Here is a 21,114-nt window from a genome sequence, read left to right as displayed (position 1 = left end):
TCCGCCCCCTTGATCAAGCGGTCGGGCGGCCCTCGCCGGCGGCAAACAGGGCATCGAGCCCTATGCGGTAGTTGGGATAGGCGAGCTGGATGCCAAGTTCGGCTTTGAGCCTGGCGTTGGCAATGCGCTTGTTCTCTGTCCAGAAACTCAATCCCATGGGCGAAAGTCCGGCTTCCTCCAGCGTCGTTTCAGGCGGAGGCGCAATCCCCAGGAGACTTGCGGCGTAGGTGATGACATCGCCCTGCGGGGCAGGTTCGTCGTCGCTGACGTTGTAGATGCCGATCCTCGGCTCTGCCGGCCCTCCGGCTGCACGCGCGGTCAGGGTCGCAAGCGTTGCGGCGATATCATCCACATGGATACGGTTGAAGACCTGGCCTGGCCTTGCGATCCGGCGTGCGCGGCCTTCGGCGACGTCGACCAGCGCATTGCGTCCAGGCCCGTAGATGCCGGGCAGGCGGAGGATATCGAGCGCGTGGCCCGCGGTTGCGGCTTGGGTCGCCCAGGACCTCTCCGCTTCGATGCGCAGGAGCGAGCGGGTATTGTGGGTGAGGAGGGCGGAAGTCTCGTCCACCCAGGCACCGCCATGGTCGCCGTAGACGCCGACGGTCGAAAGGTAGCCGATCCATCGGATGGTGCGGGAGGTGGTGATCTCGGGCGCGAAGGCGCGTAGCGCAGGGCAACCGTCGGCGCCGGGCGGCACGCTGACGAGCACGCCATCGGCTTTGGCGAGCCAGGCGGAAATGGCCGGCTCAGCCGCTTCGGTGCCAGTGAAGCTCAGGGCCTCCACGCCGAGCGGCGTCAACGCTGTGGCTTTGCCGGCGCTGCGGACGGTGCCGGCGATTGCGGAAAACTGCGCACGGTGTTGCCTGATAAAGGCCTGCGCAGAAAAGCCGAGGCCAAATACGAAGAGTCTCATGGGCGTTTTCCGGCCTTTTCACTGGGTCTGGTGACGCATACCGCGCTTTGCCTGATCTCCCGAGGGGCAGGCACCTGGCGTTCCTGATCCAAACTCTCTGCCAAGTTCTCTGCCAAGCCCTCTTCCAAGCCGGCGTTCCATTCGGCCATGACGCTCTCGTCGGGCTCGCCCATCATATAGCGGGGCGCGAGAGCCGCGAAGGTGGCAGCCGGCAGGAGACGGGAAAGGGCCCAAACGGCAGCGCCGCGCACGAGCGGGTTGTCCTCCGTGAGCTTTTCGCCAGCGACGGGGACCATCGCGGGATCGCCGGAATTGCCGATCGCGATCAGCACATTGCGCATGAAGCGGTCGCGTCCGGTGCGCTTCACGGGCGAGCCGGCAAAGCGCAGCCGAAAGGCGGCATCGTCCAGTTGCGCGAGCTCCGTCAGGGCAGGGGCGCGATAGTCCGCGCCGGCGACGATCTTGGCCTCGCGGCCTGCCTCGGCGAATTTATTCCAGGGGCAGACAGCAAGGCAATCGTCGCAGCCGAAGACGCGGTTGCCCATCAGCGGACGCAGCGCCCGGTCGATCGGCCCCTTGTGCTCGATGGTGAGATAGGAAATGCAACGTCGCGCGTCGAGTTGATAAGGCGCCGGGAATGCCGCGGTCGGGCAGATGGTGAGGCAACGCCGGCAACTGCCACATAGCGGGGTGCCGGGCGCGTCGAAGGGCAGTTCGGCGGTGGTGAAGATCGCACCGAGGAAGAGCCAGCTGCCGAACTGGCGCGACACGAGCACGCTATGCTTGCCCTGCCAGCCGAGGCCGGCCGCTTCGGCGAGCGGCTTTTCCATGACAGGCGCGGTATCGACGAAGACCTTGACGTCCGCGCCGCCGGCCGACGCGAGAAAGCCCGCCACCTGCTTGAGCTTGCCCTTGATGACGTCGTGATAGTCACGATTGCGGGCATAGACCGAAATCGTCGCGCGGTCTCTCATAGCCAGTGAGGCGAGGGGATCGCTGGAGGGGGCGTAATTCATGCCGAGCATCACGACCGAACGCACCTCGGACCACAGCGCGCGCGGATCGGATCGACGCTCCGGCGTCTCGCCCATCCAGGTCATGCTCCCGGCATAGCCCGCCTCGAGCCAGGCCGCGAGGTGTTCAGGAGCGTGCGGGATGGCGTCGGGGCTGGTGATGCGGACGTCGTCGAAGCCCATCTGCCGGGCGCGATCGACCAAGGCATCTCTGAGGCTCATAGCCGGGCGTGCGGCAGAGCGCTCCCTCACGCCGGTGCCTGCCGGCGCCTCTAGAAGTCGAGATCCTCGTAGTGGGCCGCCGGCGCCATGCCCGGCACCCGGTCCGTCAGCAGGGCGCGAAAGGACGGCCTCGATTTGACGCGCGCGTACCATGCCTTGGCGGTCTCATCCTCTTCCCAGGGCACATCACCGAGATAGTCGACACAGGACAGATGGGCCGCCGCCGCCAAATCTGCATAAGTCAAATCCGGCCCGGCGAGCCAGTTCCTTTTGCCAATCAGGAAGCCAATATATTGCAGGTGATAGCGCACATTGCTACGGCCAGCGCGAATGGCGGCCATATCGGGGGGGCCACCGCCCAGTTCCGCCTTCATAAAGCGCTTGTAGATCTTCTCGGTGACGAGATAGGCCGAGACCTCCTCGAAGAATTTGACGAGGAACCACTCCATCAGGCGGCGAACCTCGACGCGATCAGCCGGATGGTCGGGCAGAAGGCGACGGCCGTCGAGACCCAGGCCACGCGTCTCGTCGAGATACTCGGCGATCACGGCCGCCCCGGGCACCGCGAGCCCCTGTTCCTCGACGAAGATGGGCAGGTGCCCCGCCGGATTGATCATCAGCAGGCTTTGGCTCCGCTCCCAGGGCTTCTCCTCGACGGTAGCAGGCGCAATGCCCATTTCGCCGAGGACGAGGCGAATGAAGCGCGACTGGGGACAGAAGGGATAATGATGGAAGGTCGCCATGGAGTTGGTCACGCGATCAGCAGGTTGGGCGGCAATGACGATCTGTGGATTCGACGGCCTGACAGCGCATGACGGAAACAGCCGTGGCGGCTCGGCATATTCTCGTGGAGGACATTCGCGATCAGCACGGGTCTCGTATAAAACTCCAAAAAATGGCGAACAACTCGTTTTGCCGGCTGTGCCGGCCTTTCCCGTGTTGTCATTAAGGCTTCGCTAACGACAGCAGGCTCACAACGCATCTCGAGCGTGGACCAAGGTCCTGTCGTGATCCCGAACCGCTTCGGTCAATCGTATGCCATGAAGCCGCCTCATGAAGCGAAATTATGGCATCGGTCCTAAGATGTTAGCCGCTGGGCTGCGGTGAAATGACGTCTTGCGGGAATCTGATCCAGCAGGTCCTTGCGACTTTGGTGCGCCCGGCGGGCTCGGCTCGGGGACGGTGCGCAGTCTCGGATCGTGGGATCAGCGATGAATACGTACGATGTCGTGTCGGCGGCTATCCTTGGCCTTGTCGAGGGCCTGACAGAGTTTCTGCCTGTGTCTTCGACCGGGCATCTCCTCCTTCTCGGTCATTTCCTCGGCTTCGAATCGAAGGGGCGAACCTTCGAGGTCCTGGTGCAACTCGGCGCTATTCTCGCCATCGTTTCCGTCTACTTCCACCGCCTGGTCACGATCGCGACCAAATTGCCGCATGATCCGGCGGTGCAGCGCTTCGTCCTCGGCGTGCTCGTCGCTTTCCTGCCGGCCATGGTGATTGGCGCCTTTGCCCATAGTTTCATCAAGGAGGTGCTGTTCAATCCGTGGATCGTGTGCGTCAGTCTCATCGTCGGCGGCTTCATCCTGATGGTGGTCGATCAACGGGGACTTGGCGGTCGCTATCGCGACATATCGGAATTTCCGCTCAGCATGACGTTGAAGATCGGTTTCTTCCAATGCCTTGCCATGATTCCGGGGGTTTCTCGCTCCGGCGCCACGATTGTCGGGGCCATGCTGCTCGGCTCGAACAAGCGTGCGGCGACGGAGTTCTCCTTCTTCCTGGCGATGCCGACCATGGCGGGCGCCTTCGCCTATGATCTCTACAAGAACTACCGCCTGCTCGATGCCCACGACATCGGGCTCGTCGCCATCGGCTTTGTCATGGCCTTTCTGTCGGGCCTGTTCGTGGTCCGGACCTTGCTTGACTATGTCAGCCGTCACGGTTTTGCATTGTTCGCGTGGTGGCGTATCGTGGTTGGCGCCGCGGGGCTCGCCGGGCTCATCGTCTTCGGTTAGAGCAATTCCAGCGGATGTGTGTTGCGGTTCCGCGTCCGGAATTGCGTGCTGGTTTTCGCCGGAAAGGCTCAAGGGAAGACGGGCTTAAATTCTAGAGCAACTCTGTCTGTTGCGGACTTGCTTCACTTAAGACGTGACGAGACAATTCATAGTCCCGGATGGCATCAGGCGATTCCATGCAGGTCGGATTTGTCGAGCAACCTCAGTGCGCTTGTGCGTGATCCGCGCCAAGGACGGCGCGGGATGAATGCCATCAATCGCGTTGTCGCCATATTGAGCGTGCATCACACCATTCGCTTCGCGGGAAGACGAGGGGGCGGGATGGACGAAAAGAGGGTACCCCGAATGATGCGACAATCGGTTGCCACTGTGCTTCTTGCTTTTGTTCTTGCGGCCTTCGCCTCGTCCGCGCGTGCGGCTGATCCTGTTTTTCCATCCGGATTGAACGTCGGCATCACGCCGCCCGGCGAGATGCGGGAGGCCAAGAACTTCCTCGGCTTCGAGGATGAGGCATCGGGCGCTGCCATCCTGATGACCGAACTGCCGACCGATGCTTATCCCCGCGTGGTCGAGGGGTTGAAGGTCGACCACATGGCAAAGCAGGGATTGACCGCGGTCAAACGCGAAGACTGGACCCTCGCGGGTGCCAAGGCGCTGTTTGTGAGCGCCCAGCAGCAGGCAGGCGCGCATCTCATCAAGAAATGGGTGCTGGTGGCCTCATCGCCGCTTGCCACTGCCGTTGTCACGGTCCAGGTTCCTGACGAGTCCTCCAGCACCTACAGCGACGAGACGGTTCGTACGGCGCTGAAAAGTCTCGTTTTCCGCAAGCCTCCGCCGATCGAAGAGCAGGTCGCGGCGCTTCCCTTCTCGCTCGGCAAACAGGCCGGCTTTCGCGTTTCGCGTGTCCTGGCCGGCACCGGCCTCCTGATGACGGACGGCCCGAAGGACAGCATCAAAGGTGCCGAGCAACCCATTGTCATCGTCGCCTCGGGCGATGGCGCCATCCCCGGCACGCTTGATCAGGATCGCTTCGCGCGTCAGGCTTTCAGTGGCCTGGCCAGTATCATCGCCCCGGAGATCAAGAGTGCGCGCAATCTGACGCTGCAGAATGTGCCGTGGCACGAGATCACCGCGACCGCCCAGGATTCGGAGACCAAGGACAAGGTCTTCGTCATGCAGGCCATCCGCTTCGATACGACGCGCTATATCCGCCTGATCGCCATGTCGCGCGAGCGGGACCAGAAGAAGATGCTCGCGCGTTTCGAGACGATCCGTGACGGCATCGCGCCGAAACCCGAGAAGACCAAGGATTGAACATCGACGGCCAGGATGGGCCGCGCCGGCAACCGCCGGATCAAAACGAAAGAAAAGGCCGTCGCGGGTTCATCGCAGACGGCCTTTTCCTTAATTGATGCAGTTGCAAGCCGCGTCGCCAGACGATCAAAGGGCTCTTGGCGAGGGCTCTTGGCGAGGGCCCGATTGGCGAGGGCCCGATTGGCGACGGTCCAAGGCCGTTCACTGGCCGGTTGTCGGATCCGTATCGGTGCCGTTGCCGGTCGGGACCTTGGGGCCGCCCTTCGATACACCCACAAGCGCCGGTCGCAGCACGCGATCGCTGATCACGAAGCCTGACTGGATCACCTGCACAACAGTGCCGTGGGGCTTGCTCAGGTCCTCGACCTCGAACATCGCCTGATGCAGGTTCGGATCGAATTTCTGATCGATCGGATCGATCTTGCGAACGCCATGACGCTCAAGGGTCTTGAGCACATCGCGCTCGGTCAGTTCGATGCCTTCGAGGAACGGCTTGACCGGGTTATCGGGCTGCGCGCGGACGTCCTCGGGAATGGTTTCGATGGCGCGGCGGATATTGTCCGCGGCCGTCAGCATGTCGCGCGCGAAGCTCGTGATGCCATAGGCCCGTGCATCGGCGATTTCCCGCTCGGTGCGCCGCCGCAGATTTTCCATCTCGGCCAGCGTTCGCAGGAGCTTGTCCTTCAGCTCGCGCTTCTCCGCCTCGAGCGCGGCGATGGCCGCCGCCTCGGCGGCAATCTCGTCTTGCACGTGGCCCGCAAGCGTTTCGTCTCTTTCCACGGCGTTGGCGTCTTTGTCGGCGTCAACCGGCTCGGGGCGGGGCGGCGTCTGGGTCATGGCTCTCGTAGCTGTTGAGTGTTTGTCACCGGTGATATCAGGTCAGACGGCCCAAAAATCAAGCATTTGTCTGGCATGCCTTGCCCCCTATCGACGTGGATATGCCGTTATCCGGTTTTGCTGATGGCATCGTCCCCGTCGTCATCCAGGAAGATGCGCTCGATCGCGCGCCGGATGGCAGCCTGACGGTTGGTGTTGTCGATCTTCGCGCCGGTGAGGTCTGTGACATAGAAGACGTCGACGACTTTCTCACCGTAGGTGGCGATATGGGCCGATGCAATATTCAGATTGAGCTGGCTGAGCACCGTCGTCAGGTCATAAAGAAGCCCCGGGCGGTCCAGCCCGGAGATTTCGAGCACGGTATGCCGGTCGGACAGGCTGTTATCGACGATAACCTCGGTCGGCACATGGAAGGTGCGGCTGCGATCCTTCTTCGGCCGGCGTGATGCGACCAGATCCGCGATCCGCACCTCCCCGGTCAGGGCGCGTTTGATGGCCTGCGCGATCCGCTCGCCGCGTCTGAGTTCGTCGTCGTCCCGGTCGAAGGCGCGTGAGATCACCAGGGTGTCGAGCGCCAGGCCATCGGTCGTCGTGAAGATCTGCGCGTCGACGATGTTGCCGCCGGCCGCCGCGCAGGCGCCGGTGAGGATGGCGAGGAGACGCGGATGGTCGGGGGCTGCGGCCACGAGCTCCGTGACGCCACGGAAGCCATCGGTTTCCACCGTGGTGACGGTGGTCTCGCCGGTCTCCTCCGCCCGGCGAATGAGCCTGGCATGCTGGATCTTGCGCGCGATATCGACCTTGAGCCAGTAGGGCGCGTAATGCCGCGCGGCATAGGCGGCGAATTCGGCGCCCGTCCAGTCCGGCAGGGCCTGGCGCAATTCCGCCTGGGCGGCGCTGACACGCTCGTTGCGGCTTGCCGAGACGTGACCCCCGGTCAACGCGATCTGCGTCTCGTAATAGAGGCTGCGCAGCAACTCGCCCTTCCAGCCGTTCCAGACGCCCGGGCCCACCGCCTTGATATCGCAGACCGTGAGGACGAGGAGCAGCTTGAGCCGCTCCATGGTCTGCACGGTGCCGGCGAAGCTGCGGATGGTCGAGGGATCGTTGATGTCCCGGCTCTGCGCGACCATGGACATGAGGAGATGATTGTCCACCAGCCAGGCCGCGGTTTCCGTCTCGGCCGGGGTCAGGCCGAAGCGCGGTCCGAGCTTGCGCGCGACGCGCGCACCCCCGGTGGAGTGATCGCTCTGGCGCCCCTTGGCGACATCGTGGAGAAAAACCGCGACATAGAGCGCCCGCCGGTTCTGAATGGTGCCGATGATCTCACCCGACAGCGGATGTTCGGCATCCGACCGGCCGGCATCGATATCCGCAAGCACGCCCACGGCACGCAGGAGATGCTCGTCCACCGTGTAGTGGTGATACATGTTGAACTGCATCAGCGCGACGATGCGGCCGAATTCCGGAATGAAGCGTCCGAGGACGCCGGACTCGTTCATGCGCCGCAGGACGACTTCAGGCGCGTTGTGGGATGTCAGGACATCAAGGAACAGCTGGTTGGCCTCGGTATCGTTGCGGACCGAGCGGTCGATCAGGGCCAGCGACCGCGTCGCGAGCCGGCTCGCATCGGGATGAATGGCATAGCTGTGGCGGTCGGCAAGCCAGTAGAGCCTGATGAGGTTGACGGGATCGCGCTTGAAGACCTCGTTGCTGGCGACCGTGATCCGGTTGTTGTCGAGGATGAAGTCGCGGGATTCCAGCGTCCGGTAGTTGCGGCGGCTGCGCAGGCGGCTGACGAAGCGGTCGAGCACCGGACGGGGCTTGGCATGGCGCGCCTCCAGCGCCGCGCAGACGATCGCCGTCAGGTCGCCGACGTCCTTTGCCGTGAGGAAATAGCGCTTCATGAAGCGCTCGACGGCCGAGAGCCCGCCATGGGCGATATAGCCGTTGCGCAGGGCGATCGGCGGTTGCAGGTCAAACGAGAGGCGCTCCTCCGCTCGCCCGGTCACAAAATGCATGTGACACCGCACGCGCCAGAGAAAGGATTCGCAGCGCTGGAACAGCGCAAATTCATCCTGGGTGAACAATCCCGCCGTGACGAGCTCCTTCGCGTCGCGTACGCGATAGGTGTATTTGGCGATCCAGAACAGGGTGTTGAGATCGCGAAGACCGCCCTTGCCGTCCTTGACGTTCGGTTCCACCACGTAACGGGATGTGCCGGCGCGATGCAGCCGGGCGTCGCGCTCGGCGAGCTTCGCCTCGACGAAAGCCGGCGCCGTGCCGCTGACGATGTCCTTGTCGAAGCGCGTGACCAGCTCATCGAACAGCCCCTTGTCGCCGACGAGATGGCGTGCCTCCAGGATCGCCGTGCGAATGGTGAGGTCGTTGGTGGCCTCGCGGATGGATTCGTCAACGGTTCGCGTGGCGTGGCCAACCTTCAGCTTCAGGTCCCAGAGCACGTAGAGCAGGGTCTCGACAACACGCTCGCTCCAGGCTGTCTGCGACACGGCGGGGCCTTGGCCGTTGCGGGAACGCAGTCCGCTTTTCGGCTTGCCGGGCGAGCCCATCATGAAGAGGATGTCGACATCCGAGCCGGGGGCCAGCGTCCCGCGGCCATAGCCCCCCACGGCGACGATCGCCAGCGTTGCGGTCCCGGTCGCCTCGGGTTGTGGATGCAGGAGCTGCGTGACCACCCCGAAGGCGATGCTGATGATCTTATCCATCGTTGCGGACAGGCGATGGGCGCAGGCCAGCCCGTCTCGCTCCGCCAGCAGGCGCTCTTCCGCATGGGCGAGGCCGCGTTCGTGGATGAGCTTGAGATAGGTGACCAGGCCGCTGCGCAGGGCATTCGCATCACTGCCACAATTGGCCTGGAGCGTGGTAATTGCAGCCTGGACGGAATCAGCCGGAGCGCGCGCCATGATCAGTGTTCCCGCGTCGCGGGACTGACACGCCGCAAGGTGAGGTTGATGCGGCCGCCGGCGAGCGGCGGTCCGCCGAGGAGGGTCGAGGATCCGGCGAGGATGCGGTCGATGCCGTGGAAGGCGAGCCGCGCCGGACCGCCGAAAGCGAGGGCATCGCCGGATGCGAGCTTCAGCGATGTGGTGGGATCGCGCCGGCTGGTGCCGCCGATGCGGAAGACGGCCGTATCCCCTAGGGACAGCGAGACAACCGGCGTCACGAGATCGTCCTCATCCCGGTCCTGGTGCAAGCCCATGCGCGCACCCGTATTGTAATAATTGATCAGGCAGGCCTCCGGCGGGGGCGCGCCGGGGGCAAGGTCCCGCCAGGCCCGCAACAGGCGCTCCGGCATGGCAGGCCAAGGCAGGCCGGTGTCGGGATGGGTCGGCTGGTAACGATAGCCGCGTTCGTCCGAAACCCAGCCGAGAGAGCCGCAGTTGCTCATGCGCACCGAGAAAGGCTTGCCTGTACGCGGCATGCGGGGGACAAAGAAGGGCGCCGCCTCAAGGATCGCGCGCAGCGCCGCGACGAGATCGCCCTGCTCCTGCGCGCCGAGATAGCCGGGATGATAGGTCACCCCGTCCCGGATGGCGAGCGCCCCTGTCCCCCTCTGACCCGTCACCCCTCCAGCACCTCTTTGCTCTCGACGGTCGAATCGGCCTTGAGGCGATAGACAAGCGGCACGCCGGTGGCGAGTTCCATGCTCGGAATGGTGGCGGGTGTCAGGCGATCGAGCACCATGACGAGGGCCCGGAGGCTGTTGCCGTGGGCCGCCACAAGCACACGCTCGCCGCGCAGCACGCGCGGCAGGATTTCCGTGATGTAATAGGGCAGCACACGGGCGGCGGTGTCCTTCAGGCTCTCGCCGCCGGGCGGCGCGATATCGTAGGACCGGCGCCAGATATGCACCTGTTCCTCGCCCCAGCGGGCGCGCGCATCATCCTTGTTGAGGCCGGAGAGGTCGCCGTAGTCGCGTTCGTTGAGCGCCTGGTCGCGAATCGTCGGAAGGTCCGGCTGTCCGATTTCGCCAAGGATCAGGCTGTTGGTGTGCTGCGCGCGCGTCAGGACCGAGGTGAAGGCGATATCGAACGTCAGGCCAAGCGCTTTCAGGCGCCGGCCGGCGCTTGTCGCCTCGCGCACACCCTGCTCGGTGAGATCGGGATCCTTCCAGCCGGTGAACAGGTTCTTGAGATTCCAGTCGCTCTGGCCATGCCGAACGAGGACGAGCAGCCGCTCCATGCGATGTCTCCTTCACTGATACGCTAAAGCAATTCCAGCGGAAATGTGCAGCGGTTCTGCGTCCGGAATTGTGTGAAAACAAGGAAGCCGAGCCTGTCCGGTCGATTTGATTGCGCCGGACCTGCCCTAGATTGCGGCGATGCCGAGAACGTCCGCCATGCCATAGAGGCCCGGCTTCTTGCCGTGGCCCCAGAGGGCGGCCCGCAGCGCGCCATGCGCGAAGAGGCTGCGATCCTCGGCCTTGTGGGAGAGCTCGATGCGTTCGCCGGCACCGGCAAAGATCACGCTGTGCTCGCCGATCACCGTGCCGCCGCGCAGGGCGGCGAAGCCGATGGCGCCCGCGTGCCTCGCGCCGGTTATGCCGTCGCGGCCCCGATCGGCGTGGTCCTTCAGCGTGATGCCGCGTCCCTTGGCGGCCGCCTCGCCGAGCATCAGCGCCGTGCCCGACGGCGCATCGACTTTCATGCGGTGATGCATTTCCACCACTTCGATATCGAACTCCGGGCCGAGTGTCCGCGCAACGCGCTCGACCAAAGCGGCCAAAAGGTTGACGCCAAGGCTCATGTTGCCGGAACGGATGATGACGGCATGGCGGGACGCGGCCTCGAGCTTGGCAAGGTCAGCCTCGTCGAGGCCCGTGGTGCCCACCACATGGACGATACGGGCCTGGGCTGCGAGACCGGCAAAGGCAATGGTTGCCGCAGGCGTCGTGAAGTCCAGCACGCCGTCCGCCGCGACGAAGGCCGCGAGCGGATCGTCGGTGACCGGGACGCCGAGGGTGCCCACACCGGCGAGAAGGCCCGCATCCTGGCCGAGCACCTCGCTGCCGCTTCGCTCGATGGCGCCCGAGAGGCGCACGCCGGCGGTCTCGCTGATGGTTTTGATCAGCATCCGTCCCATGCGGCCGGCTGCTCCAACGACGACGAGGCGCAATTCGCTCATCCCCGGTTCTCCTTGTTCTGAAACCCTGAGCCGGCCTGCTGAAGATCCCGCGCGGGCTTATACACCCTCGACCGCGATCATGTCGGCGACGCCGGCGTTCTCGCGGGCCTTCTTGGCCCGCTGATATTCGGGCGAATTGTAGTAGGCGATCGCCTTTTCGTAGGTCTCGAACTCGATCACCACGTTGCGGGGCCTCATTTCGCCCTCCAGCAGCTCGGTCCGGCCGCCGCGCGTCAGAAGTTTGCCGCCGTAGGCCCTGATCACCTCGGAGGCGAGCGCCACGTATTCGGCATAAGCCTCGGGATTGGTGACGGTCACGCGCGCAATCATATAGCCCTTGGGCATCGTCCTGTCCTCAGCTGGCCGCTTGAATTTCGGCGATGATGGCCCGCGCCGCCGCTGCCGGGTCCGCCGCTGCCGTGACAGGCCGACCCACGACCAGATAGTCGGCCCCGGCGCGGATGGCATCCCCCGGCGTCATGACGCGCTTCTGGTCCTGGTTTGGGGTTCCCGCGGGGCGGATGCCGGGCGTGACGAGCTGCAGGCGCGGGCCGACGAGACCGCGGATGCGGGCTGCCTCCTCCGCGGAAATGATCAGGCCATCGGCGCCGGCCGCTTCGGCCTGGCGCGCCCGCCGCGCAACGGTCAAGCTGACGCCCTCGGCGTAGCCGGCCTCGCGAAGATCGGCATCGCTGTAGGACGTCATCACCGTCACGCCGAGGATCTGCAGGCCGCGCGGGACCGTGAGACCCGTTGCGCCTTCATGCCCGGTCCGGCCGCGCACGGCGGCGGCCAGCGTCTGGGGATAGGCATGGACGGTCAGGAAGGTGGCGCCGAGATCGGCGACCTGGCGTGTGGCGCGTTCGACAGTGGTCGGGATGTCGTGGAGCTTGAGGTCGAGGAACACCTGGCGGCCCGAGCGGGCGAGGGCTGCAGCAAATGGCAGGCCGCCGGCAAAGGCGAGCTCAAGCCCGACCTTGTAGAATGTGACGGTGTCGCCGAGCTGATCGACCATGCGCTCGGCATCGGCAACGCTTGGCAGATCAAGGGCGACGATGAGTCGGTCCCTCGGGGAGGGGGGTGACTGAGGCGCGATGGTCAAGGCTGGCGCTTCCCTGTTCGCGTGGATGCGCCAGCTGTTTACACGCCGGTCGTTCGTCTGTCGAAGTAAAATAAGATGGCCTGTCTATGGTATTACCCGCGGCCCAAGCAAATGGTGAGGCCGCAGGCGGCGCGAGCCGGCTGGTTGCCGCAAGCCGGCTGGTTGCAGCATTTCAGCGTGATGCCGTACCGGCGGATCCATGTGGATCGGCGGATGGGAAAGGCGGCCCGGATGGATCAGGGGCGGGCGCCGCGGCCCTTTGACATGCTACGCACCCGCGCCTTTGCAATATGGCGCGCGGCGCGCCTGCTATTTGAAGATGCCGGCGTTCTTCCATTCCTTGTCCACGCTTGTCACCCAGGATTTGAGATCGGCGAGACCCGCGGTCGCGCTCCAGATATCCGTGCCGAATGTTTCCGAGATTTCGCGATCCGACATCTCCAACGCCCGGTCGATCGGCGTGTTGGTTTGCTCCAACTGGGTCCAAAGCTCGGAGGTGCAGCGCGGCAGGGAGACGAAGCGAACGGAGGCGTCGGGCGCAGCCTCCTTTATGACGGATCTGACATCGATTCGCCCGAACGAACCGCCGACTTCGTTCAGCACGACGGTGACATGCTCGTAGGGGATGAATTTGTTGTCGGCTATGGTGCTGACCAGCTCCGCCACGTCTTCGATGGCGTGTTTTTCGGCCTTGCAGACGAGGAGGATTTCGCTGGGCGGAGCGTTCGACATCTGCAACACGCGGAAGGCGCTGCGGTGATGAGCCCATTGTTTCAGGAGTGAAACGACATTGGCGCCGACATCGATGACGGCGCTCCCACGCATGAGGATCGTGCCGAATTTGTCCCAGTAACGCAGCGCCGCGTTGGGGTCGTTCTCCAACTTTGCGGCGATCAGGCGCGCGCCTGTCCCCAACTCGTCGACCTGATCGGGATAGAACTTTCCGATCTTCGAGCGGCCGGTGTCATCGACGAAATCAGCCGAGACCAGGTTGTACTTCGAGTTCTTACGTAAAATGTTACGAAAAAGGAGTTGGGCAACAGTCGTCTTCCCCTGCCCACCCGCATGAGCTACACAAATATAAGTTTTCATATTATCGCTCGGCAATAAATTGGATGAAGCAATCGTTGGTTGTATGTTAACCTTTCCGCGCCTGCTGTCCAGCGCAAAATGATTCACAAATCGCGAAAGTTCCCAGCGTTTTGCAGTGAGCGAAGGCGGTTCAAGATCTAAAATGTTAGAGCATATCGTTTGCCTTCAAGCGAGCTTATGGTTTTGAAATAAGAAAATCTTAAAAAGTATACTTTGGAATAAGTTTGAGTTCCAGTCTGGTGATGGCGGGCGTTCGCCATGGCAGGGCCGTGTCGCCCGCAACGGGACGGATGGGGAAGGATTCGCTTCCCCACCTTGAATGACGATGCGGCTCGGATAGGATCGCCAGGCGCATCGGCCCGGAGCCGTGCTGCGAAAGGATTTCGCTGCCATCCAAGGCAGACTTGCCCTAGGCTCTTGTTTCGGCGTCGCGGCGATAGACCCACACGCGTGCGGGCGGCAGGTTCCACCAGATGCGTGCCGAGCCCTTGGCCGTGTAGCCGGCGCCTTTCTTGGGAATGGGGGGCACAGTCGCGTAGGTGAACTGGATGAAGGGCGCTCCGCGATGCATCAGCGCAAAGGTTTCGTCGAGTAGCGCGCGGCGCATAGGCAGGGGCTTGGTAAAGAGCGGGAGGCCGGAAACGACGGCCGCGGCCGGTTCGGTCACCACCGACTGCAGGGTGCGCCTGAGGCCATACGCATCGCCCTGTACGACGGTCGCTTTGGGAAAGCGCAGTCGCAGGAGCTTGCAGAAATCCGGGTTGAATTCGACCAGGATGAGCCGTTCCTCTGGAACGCCATGTTTCAGGATCGCTTCGGTCACCGGTCCGGTCCCCGGTCCGAGCTCGATGACGGGGCCTGCCATGTCACGATCGATGTAGGCGGCCATCGTGCGGGCGAGATGGCGGCCCGACGGGCTGACAGCGCCGGTACGCAACGGATTCTCGACCCAGGATTTCAGAAAGCGCGCTTCATCTTCGATGCGGGCAGGGCTGCTGGCGTTGCGGAGACTGTGTTGAAACACGGGGGTACCATCCTCGCTGGCTGCGCCAATGCTGACTAAGCACTCGGACATTCTAAGATAACCGGGATGACGGTCTACAGAATGCTACTGGGACTCTCACGCAGATCCGCTCAGCCCCTCGAAGAAGTCCTTCACGCGGGAGAAGAAACCCGCGCTTTCGGGATGGGTGTCGCGCGACGACTCCTGGTCAAACTCCGCGAGGAGTTCACGCTGACGTTTAGTGAGCTTCTGTGGCGTTTCAACGACGACCTGGATGTAAAGATCACCCGTGTCGCGCGAACGCAGGATGGGCATGCCCTTGCCTCTGAGGCGGAACTGCTTGCCCGTCTGGGTACCCTCGGGCACCTCCACCTTGTGCTGCTTGCCCTCTACGGTCGGCACCTCGAAGGCGCCGCCGAGCGCCGCCGTCACCATGGAGATCGGCACCCGGCAGAAGAGATCCGCGCCGTCGCGCTGGAACAGCGGGTGCGGCTTGATGGACAGAAAAATGTAGAGGTCGCCGGAGGGCCCGCCCCTCAGGCCGGCCTCGCCTTCGCCGGTCAGGCGGATGCGCGTGCCGTCCTCGACGCCGGCCGGAATGTTGACCGACAGGCTGCGTTCACGCGTGATGCGGCCGGCGCCGCTGCAATCCGGGCAGGGGTCGTCGATGACTTCGCCGCGTCCCTGGCAAGCCGGACAGGTGCGTTCTATGGAAAAGAAGCCTTGGGCGGCTCGGACGCGGCCGGCGCCGCCGCAGGTCGAGCATTGCCTTGGCTTGGAGCCCGGCTTTGCGCCGCTGCCGCTGCAGGTGGTGCAGGCTGTCGTCGTCGGGATGCGGATGGTTTCGGTCTTGCCGGTGAAGGCATCCTCGAGCGTGATCTCGAGGTTGTAGCGCAGGTCCGCGCCGCGCTCCCGCCCGCTGGCCGAGCGCGCCCCGCGGGCGCCACCGCGCGCATCTCCGAAAAAGGTATCGAAGATGTCGGTCATGAAATCGGAGAAGTCGTTACCGAAGCCTGGCCCTCCGCCGGCACCGGCCTGCTCGAAGGCGGCATGCCCGAAGCGGTCATAGGCCGCCCGCTTCTGCGGGTCCTTCAGAACGTCGTAGGCTTCGTTGATTTCCTTGAACTTGGACTCGGCCGTATGGTCGCCCGGGTTGCGGTCCGGATGGAACTGCATCGCGAGCTTGCGAAAAGCCGCCTTGATCTGCCCATCGGATGCGCTGCGCTCGACGGCGAGCACCTCGTAGTAGTCGAGCTTAGCCACGCCAGGCTCTCCTGCTCACGGCCAAACCTTTCTTGCGGCCTGCCCGATGCGGGTCGCTGACACGCGCAGGCATCACGGGCACGGTTGTCGTCATGTTGCATAATCCATCAGAGGCAATCACACGCCCCTTGTATCCGGCCCCTGGACGGGTGTTCACCACCATTCCAGTGCTTCTGGCGCTATTCGTGCGTTCCGGCAAGAGGCTTTTCAGAGGCTTTTCCAGCAAGAAGGTTTTCAGCAGGAGGCTTTCCAGCAGGAGATCGGCGGGCCGAGGCGCCGCCTGATGCGAAGCGCCGCGCCAACTGATATTGGCGGATGGGGAGGAACCCACCCGCCAAATGCTCAAGCTAGAGGCTTCTCCAGGGTGTCAGCACGCTGCATGCCTCGCATGGTCCGGAACTCAGGCGCGCTTCTTCTTGTCGTCGTCGACTTCCTGGAAGTCGGCGTCGATGACGTCGTCCTTCGCCTCGGCGCTGGCGGAGCCGTCCCCGCCGCCTTCCGCGTCACCGCCCTGGGATGCCTTGTAGACGGCTTCGCCGAGCTTCATCGAGGCCTGGATCAACTCGGCCGTCTTGGCCTTGATCGCTTCCAGATCATCACCGGCAATCGCCGTCTTCACCGCCTCGACAGCGCTGGTGATCGCGGTCTTCTCGCCTTCGCTGACTTTGTCGCCATGCTCCGCGAGAGACTTCTCGGTGGAGTGCACAAGGGCCTCGCCCTGGTTCCTGGCTTCCACCAGTTCCCGGCGCGCCTTGTCCTCGGCGGCATGCGCCTCGGCGTCCTTGACCATCTTCTCGATGTCGGCGTCGGACAGACCGCCGGAGGCCTGGATGCGGATCTGCTGCTCCTTGCCGGTCGCCTTGTCCTTGGCGGACACGTTGACAATGCCGTTGGCGTCGATGTCGAAGGTGACTTCGATCTGCGGCACGCCTCGCGGCGCCGGCGGCAGGCCGACGAGATCGAACTGACCGAGGACCTTGTTGTCCGCCGCCATCTCGCGCTCGCCCTGGAAGACCCGGATGGTCACGGCCGTCTGGTTGTCGTCGGCGGTGGAGAACACCTGGCTCTTCTTGGTCGGGATGGTCGTGTTGCGATCGATCAGGCGGGTGAACACACCACCCAGCGTCTCGATGCCGAGCGACAGCGGGGTCACGTCGAGCAGCAGCACGTCCTTGACGTCGCCCTGGAGGACGCCCGCCTGGATGGCGGCGCCGATGGCGACGACCTCATCCGGGTTGACGCCCTTGTGGGGCTCCTTGCCGAAGAACTGCTTCACGACTTCCTGCACCTTCGGCATGCGCGTCATGCCGCCGACGAGGACCACCTCATCGATCTGACCTGCGGAGAGGCCTGCATCCTTCAGGGCCTTCTTGCACGGCTCGACGGTGCGCTGGATCAGGTCGTCGACCAGCGCCTCGAACTTGGCGCGCGTCAGCTTCAGCGTCAGATGCTTCGGACCGGTTGCATCCGCCGTGATGTAGGGCAGGTTGATTTCGGTCTGGCTGGCGGAGGACAGCTCGATCTTGGCCTTCTCGGCGGATTCCTTGAGGCGCTGGAGAGCCAGCTTGTCCTTCTTCAGGTCGATGCCGTTCTCGCGCTTGAACTCGTCCGCGAGATACTCGACCAGGCGCATGTCGAAGTCTTCACCGCCAAGGAAGGTGTCGCCGTTGGTGGATTTCACTTCGAAGACGCCGTCGCCGATCTCGAGGATCGATACGTCGAACGTGCCGCCGCCGAGGTCGTAGACCGCGATGGTGCCGTTGCCCTTCTTCTCCAGGCCATAGGCGAGCGCCGCCGCCGTCGGCTCGTTGATGATGCGCAGCACCTCGAGGCCGGCGATCTTGCCGGCGTCCTTGGTGGCCTGGCGCTGGGCGTCGTTGAAATAGGCCGGGACGGTAATGACGGCCTGATCGACCTTCTGCCCGAGATAAGCTTCAGCCGTCTCCTTCATTTTCTGAAGGGTGAAGGCGGAGATCTGCGAGGGCGAATAGGTCTTGCCGTCGGCCTCGACCCAGGCGTCGCCGTTGCCGCCCTTGACGATCTTGTAGGGAACGAGCCCGATGTCCTTCTTGGTCATCGGATCGTCAAAGGTGCGCCCGATCAGGCGTTTGATGGCAAAAAAAGTACGTTCTGGATTGGTGACCGCCTGGCGCTTGGCCGGCTGGCCCACAAGCCGCTCGCCTTCATCGGTGAAGGCGACGATCGAAGGTGTCGTGCGTGCACCTTCGGCATTCTCGATGACCTTTGGCGTCGAGCCTTCCATGACCGCGACGCAGGAGTTGGTCGTACCAAGGTCGATACCAATGACTTTACCCATGGAGTGATCCCTCACTTTCAAGCAGACCGGCGCCAGATCCCGAAGCGACCTGGCCCATGGCTCAACACATCTCGGCTGACGACAGACAAGCGTCCTCAGCCTGGTTTCAGCTAATCGCACATCGGCCGCGTATATAAGGACCAGTTCCACAGCTCGCAAGCGGGCTGGAGAGGAGGCAGGCGCCCGATCTTTGAATTGATTGAAAAGTGGGCGCTCGTTGCCGTGTTCGCAAGGGCTGATTCGCGTGCTAGCCTAACAATCAGTGTGGGTTTGGGTGGTGGCATTGGGCAGCAAGTTTGCTGATGGACGGCTTTGGCGTCCGGGGGGAGCGGCGTGGCCGGCGCCGTATGCGGCACCGGGGTCGCATATCCCATTCTTCTTTCTCCAGGTGGTGTCCACAGTTTTTCTCGGCGGGACGGCCGCCTTGACGCCCCTCGAGGCGCGTGGCCAAGCGCTTGTCTTGCCCGGTGCCCAGCCGCCGACACCGGCCGGTGTCAAACAGGAAATCCTTCGCGAGGCCCGCCCGCCCGCCGCTGCCCGGCCGCAGGCTGCGCGCCCCGCGACGGCGCCAACCACGCGCGCGGCCGTGGCACACACGGTCATCGGCGCCCCCCTTTTTCAAGGCGGCAACAGCGGGCGTCTGGTCATTGAAAGGGTCGATGACACGAGCTTTGCGGCCCGCTTGCGGGTGGAGGGCACCCAGATTTCGGATCCAGGGCACGCCTGCGCCGTGGAGCTCGGCATGAGCGAGCCTGTGGCGCTCACCTATCTCGGCGCGCCGCTGGGCATGCCGCGTTACCAGCTCGCGGCTCCCATCTGTCCCGTGGCTTTCGACGTGCTCGAAGGGGCGGTGCTGGTCGCAAACCACGAAGCCAGCTGCACCTTCTCTGCTGCGGATTGCCAGGGCCGCATCGGCGGCCTGTGGGGGCCGCAGGCCCAAGCCCTCATCGCCCAGGCCAAGGACATCGAGCGCCGCCGCAGCCGGGAGGAACGCAATCTGCGCGACAAGTTCCGCAGCCTGCTCAAAAGGCTTTCCGGCAATGAACTGCGTGAGGCCGCGGCCGAACAGGCTGGCTTCTCATCCGAACGGGAGATGCTCTGCCGTGACTATGCGGGCGAGGTGAGCCACGGCTTCTGCGCGGAGCGGGTGACAGCCGCGCGGGTCGTTGCGGTCGATGCCCGGCTTGCCGTGACGCCCGAGAAGAAAAAGGCGGCGCGTCCGTGAGGGATCAATCAGCCGCGCTTGATATCCGCCAGGGCCCTGCCGAGCGCGTCGCCGAATTTCGCCCTTTCCTCGGGCGGCAATTCGTGTGCGACCGTCACCCTCTGCCCGCGTGACACCAGGGCGAGCTTCTGGACCCCGAATTCCGCATGGACATCGCGTTCCAGGCGGGTCCAGAGCGGGTTGAAACGCCACTCGTCATGGCGACCGCGGTGCGACACTTTACGCAGCAGAAGCTCGATCGGGCTGAGGATGATCTCCTCGAAAGCGGCCGCACGGGCGAAGCTCACACGAAAGGCGATGTAGAGGGCGATGAGATCGAGGCCGAAGAAGCCGGCGACCGGCCAGGCCCCCATGATGACGAAGGGCAGGCTCGAGACGATGCTCGCGGCGCACAGCAGCGCGATCAGAAGTCGGAAGCCGTTCGGGCCAAGCGAGCGATGGGGCGTGATGACCGCGGAAAAGACCGGCTTTTCGTAGTCGACGCCTGCGACCGGTGCTGGTTCCCGGTCCGTGGGAAAGGGCGGCTCCGCGATCATGGCAGGCTCCGCTGGCGTGGGGGGCTGATCATGGGCTGTCATCGAGAGGTGGACGGCCCGGCGGGAGCAACCGCCGAGCCTCTCCGTTGTCCTGGCCTTGTCCATTCAAACTGCCAGACAGTATAAGCGTCGGATGGCTGTGGGCGACAAACAAAAATCGGGGAGGGCGTCGCAGGACGACGTCGGAACCGTTGATGCGACGAGGCCTTCGGCCTGGTCTGGCGGCCGCCGGAGCAAGGCCAAGGCTGACGTCAAGGCCAAGCTTGAGGTCGAGGCCGGGGCCAAGGTGAAGGCCAGGGCTGGGCCCAAGGCCAAGGCGAAGTCAGCCGCGCGCGGTGGGCTGGCCGGGACGACACCCAAGGCGACGACACCCAAGGGTCCGACGCGAAAGGCGACGAAACCCAAGACGGTATCCAAGATGCCGGTATCCAAGGCGCCGGTGTCCAAGGCGCCGGCAGCCAAGGCGCCGGTGGTCGACCCCGCTGTCGTCGAGGAGATTTTCCACCGGTTTCATCGGGTCGATCCGGAGCCCAAGGGCGAGCTCGACTATGTCAACGCCTATACGCTCCTCGTGGCGGTGGTGCTTTCGGCGCAGGCGACCGATGTCGGCGTGAACAAGGCGACGCGCGCCTTGTTCGCCATCGCCGATACGCCGCAGAAGATGCTCGACCTCGGCGAAGACAAGGTGCGTGATCATATCAAGACGATCGGCCTGTTCCGCGCCAAGGCGAAGAACGTGATCGGCCTGTCGCGCGACCTCATCGCGACATTCGGCGGCGAGGTGCCGATGTCGCGGGCGGCGCTGGAGACGCTGCCCGGCGTCGGCCGCAAGAGCGCCAATGTGGTGATGAACATCGCCTTCGGCGAACCGACGATCGCCGTCGACACGCATCTGTTCCGGGTTGCCAACCGCATTCCGCTGGCACCCGGCAAGACCCCGCTCGAGGTGGAACTCGGGCTCGAGGCCATCATCCCCGAACGCTATCGGCGCCACGCCCATCACTGGCTCATTCTGCACGGGCGCTATGTCTGCAAGGCGCGCAAGCCGGAATGCTGGCGCTGCCTTATTCGCGATCTCTGCCGGTTCGAGCCGAAAACGCCTGCCGTCGCCTGA

19 protein-coding genes are annotated in these 21,114 nt (G+C 64.1%); 4 read left to right on the top strand and 15 right to left on the bottom strand.

Annotated elements, in window-relative coordinates; translation table 11 throughout:
• Positions 1–13: 13 nt before the first annotated feature.
• The 3 genes from C7450_RS31070 to C7450_RS31060 are packed head-to-tail and all read right to left on the bottom strand — an operon-like array spanning position 14 to position 2,894.
• Entirely contained in the window at positions 14–916 is a 903-nt protein-coding gene (locus C7450_RS31070) for an SDR family oxidoreductase (protein ID WP_110378372.1), read from the bottom strand.
• Positions 913–2,151, bottom strand: coding sequence for a tRNA epoxyqueuosine(34) reductase QueG (gene queG, locus C7450_RS31065; RefSeq protein ID WP_110378371.1), 1,239 nt, complete (start codon positions 2,149–2,151; stop codon positions 913–915). Before queG ends, C7450_RS31070 begins: the two co-directional genes overlap by 4 nt.
• 50 nt (positions 2,152–2,201) lie before the next feature.
• Positions 2,202–2,894, bottom strand: a complete 693-nt coding sequence (locus C7450_RS31060; RefSeq protein ID WP_110378370.1) for a glutathione S-transferase family protein — start codon at positions 2,892–2,894, stop codon at positions 2,202–2,204.
• A 468-nt stretch (positions 2,895–3,362) separates the two neighbouring features.
• On the opposite strand from C7450_RS31060, the gene C7450_RS31055 reads away from it, so the two are divergent.
• Together C7450_RS31055 and C7450_RS31050 are read left to right on the top strand one after the other, a co-directional pair.
• Positions 3,363–4,166: an undecaprenyl-diphosphate phosphatase gene (locus C7450_RS31055; protein WP_110378369.1), complete on the top strand. Its 804-nt coding sequence runs from the start codon at positions 3,363–3,365 to the stop codon at positions 4,164–4,166.
• Positions 4,167–4,511: 345 nt separating this feature from the next.
• Positions 4,512–5,480, top strand: a complete 969-nt coding sequence (locus tag C7450_RS31050; RefSeq protein ID WP_110378368.1) for a hypothetical protein — start codon at positions 4,512–4,514, stop codon at positions 5,478–5,480.
• 201 nt (positions 5,481–5,681) lie between these two features.
• Here the strand turns inward: C7450_RS31050 and grpE are convergent, their stop codons facing one another.
• From grpE to dnaK, 11 genes are all read right to left on the bottom strand, one after another.
• Positions 5,682–6,317 carry a nucleotide exchange factor GrpE gene (grpE, locus tag C7450_RS31045; protein WP_110378367.1) on the bottom strand — a complete coding sequence of 212 codons (636 nt, stop codon included), beginning with the start codon at positions 6,315–6,317 and terminating at the stop codon, positions 5,682–5,684.
• A gap of 107 nt (positions 6,318–6,424) precedes the next feature.
• Positions 6,425–9,241: a [protein-PII] uridylyltransferase gene (locus C7450_RS31040; protein ID WP_110378366.1), complete on the bottom strand. Its 2,817-nt coding sequence runs from the start codon at positions 9,239–9,241 to the stop codon at positions 6,425–6,427.
• 2 nt (positions 9,242–9,243) lie between these two features.
• On the bottom strand, positions 9,244–9,903 hold the full coding sequence (locus tag C7450_RS31035) for an alpha-ketoglutarate-dependent dioxygenase AlkB (RefSeq protein ID WP_425351271.1): 660 nt from the start codon (positions 9,901–9,903) through the stop codon (positions 9,244–9,246).
• Positions 9,900–10,520: a 2,3-bisphosphoglycerate-dependent phosphoglycerate mutase gene (locus tag C7450_RS31030; RefSeq protein WP_110378364.1), complete on the bottom strand. Its 621-nt coding sequence runs from the start codon at positions 10,518–10,520 to the stop codon at positions 9,900–9,902. Before C7450_RS31030 ends, C7450_RS31035 begins: the two co-directional genes overlap by 4 nt.
• A gap of 126 nt (positions 10,521–10,646) precedes the next feature.
• Positions 10,647–11,462: a 4-hydroxy-tetrahydrodipicolinate reductase gene (dapB, locus tag C7450_RS31025; protein WP_110378363.1), complete on the bottom strand. Its 816-nt coding sequence runs from the start codon at positions 11,460–11,462 to the stop codon at positions 10,647–10,649.
• Between the two features lie 57 nt (positions 11,463–11,519).
• Positions 11,520–11,807, bottom strand: a complete 288-nt coding sequence (locus tag C7450_RS31020; protein ID WP_110378362.1) for a DUF1330 domain-containing protein — start codon at positions 11,805–11,807, stop codon at positions 11,520–11,522.
• A 10-nt stretch (positions 11,808–11,817) separates the two neighbouring features.
• The gene (gene pyrF / locus C7450_RS31015; protein ID WP_110378415.1) at positions 11,818–12,558 is read right to left on the bottom strand and encodes an orotidine-5'-phosphate decarboxylase; all 741 of its coding nucleotides are present in this window, start codon (positions 12,556–12,558) and stop codon (positions 11,818–11,820) included.
• 315 nt (positions 12,559–12,873) lie between these two features.
• Positions 12,874–13,743: a hypothetical protein gene (locus C7450_RS31010; RefSeq protein ID WP_245450271.1), complete on the bottom strand. Its 870-nt coding sequence runs from the start codon at positions 13,741–13,743 to the stop codon at positions 12,874–12,876.
• 322 nt (positions 13,744–14,065) lie between these two features.
• The gene (locus tag C7450_RS31005; protein WP_110378360.1) at positions 14,066–14,680 is read right to left on the bottom strand and encodes a class I SAM-dependent methyltransferase; all 615 of its coding nucleotides are present in this window, start codon (positions 14,678–14,680) and stop codon (positions 14,066–14,068) included.
• Positions 14,681–14,776: 96 nt separating this feature from the next.
• Positions 14,777–15,922: a molecular chaperone DnaJ gene (gene dnaJ, locus C7450_RS31000; RefSeq protein ID WP_110378359.1), complete on the bottom strand. Its 1,146-nt coding sequence runs from the start codon at positions 15,920–15,922 to the stop codon at positions 14,777–14,779.
• Positions 15,923–16,322: 400 nt separating this feature from the next.
• Positions 16,323–18,239 carry a molecular chaperone DnaK gene (gene dnaK / locus C7450_RS30995; RefSeq protein WP_110378358.1) on the bottom strand — a complete coding sequence of 639 codons (1,917 nt, stop codon included), beginning with the start codon at positions 18,237–18,239 and terminating at the stop codon, positions 16,323–16,325.
• A 424-nt stretch (positions 18,240–18,663) separates the two neighbouring features.
• On the opposite strand from dnaK, the gene C7450_RS30990 reads away from it, so the two are divergent.
• Positions 18,664–19,464: a hypothetical protein gene (locus tag C7450_RS30990; protein WP_146227598.1), complete on the top strand. Its 801-nt coding sequence runs from the start codon at positions 18,664–18,666 to the stop codon at positions 19,462–19,464.
• Between the two features lie 8 nt (positions 19,465–19,472).
• Here the strand turns inward: C7450_RS30990 and C7450_RS30985 are convergent, their stop codons facing one another.
• On the bottom strand, positions 19,473–20,000 hold the full coding sequence (locus tag C7450_RS30985) for a DUF2244 domain-containing protein (protein ID WP_110378356.1): 528 nt from the start codon (positions 19,998–20,000) through the stop codon (positions 19,473–19,475).
• A gap of 418 nt (positions 20,001–20,418) precedes the next feature.
• Here C7450_RS30985 and nth point away from each other — a divergent pair, with 418 nt between their 5' ends.
• The gene (nth, locus tag C7450_RS30980; protein WP_110378414.1) at positions 20,419–21,114 is read left to right on the top strand and encodes an endonuclease III; all 696 of its coding nucleotides are present in this window, start codon (positions 20,419–20,421) and stop codon (positions 21,112–21,114) included.

It is taken from the genome of Chelatococcus asaccharovorans (assembly GCF_003201475.1).
In the GTDB taxonomy this organism is placed as follows: Bacteria; Pseudomonadota; Alphaproteobacteria; order Rhizobiales; family Beijerinckiaceae; genus Chelatococcus; species Chelatococcus asaccharovorans.
The sequence above is the reverse complement of the archived record's forward strand: the minus strand, read 5'-3'. Positions and strand labels throughout refer to the sequence as shown.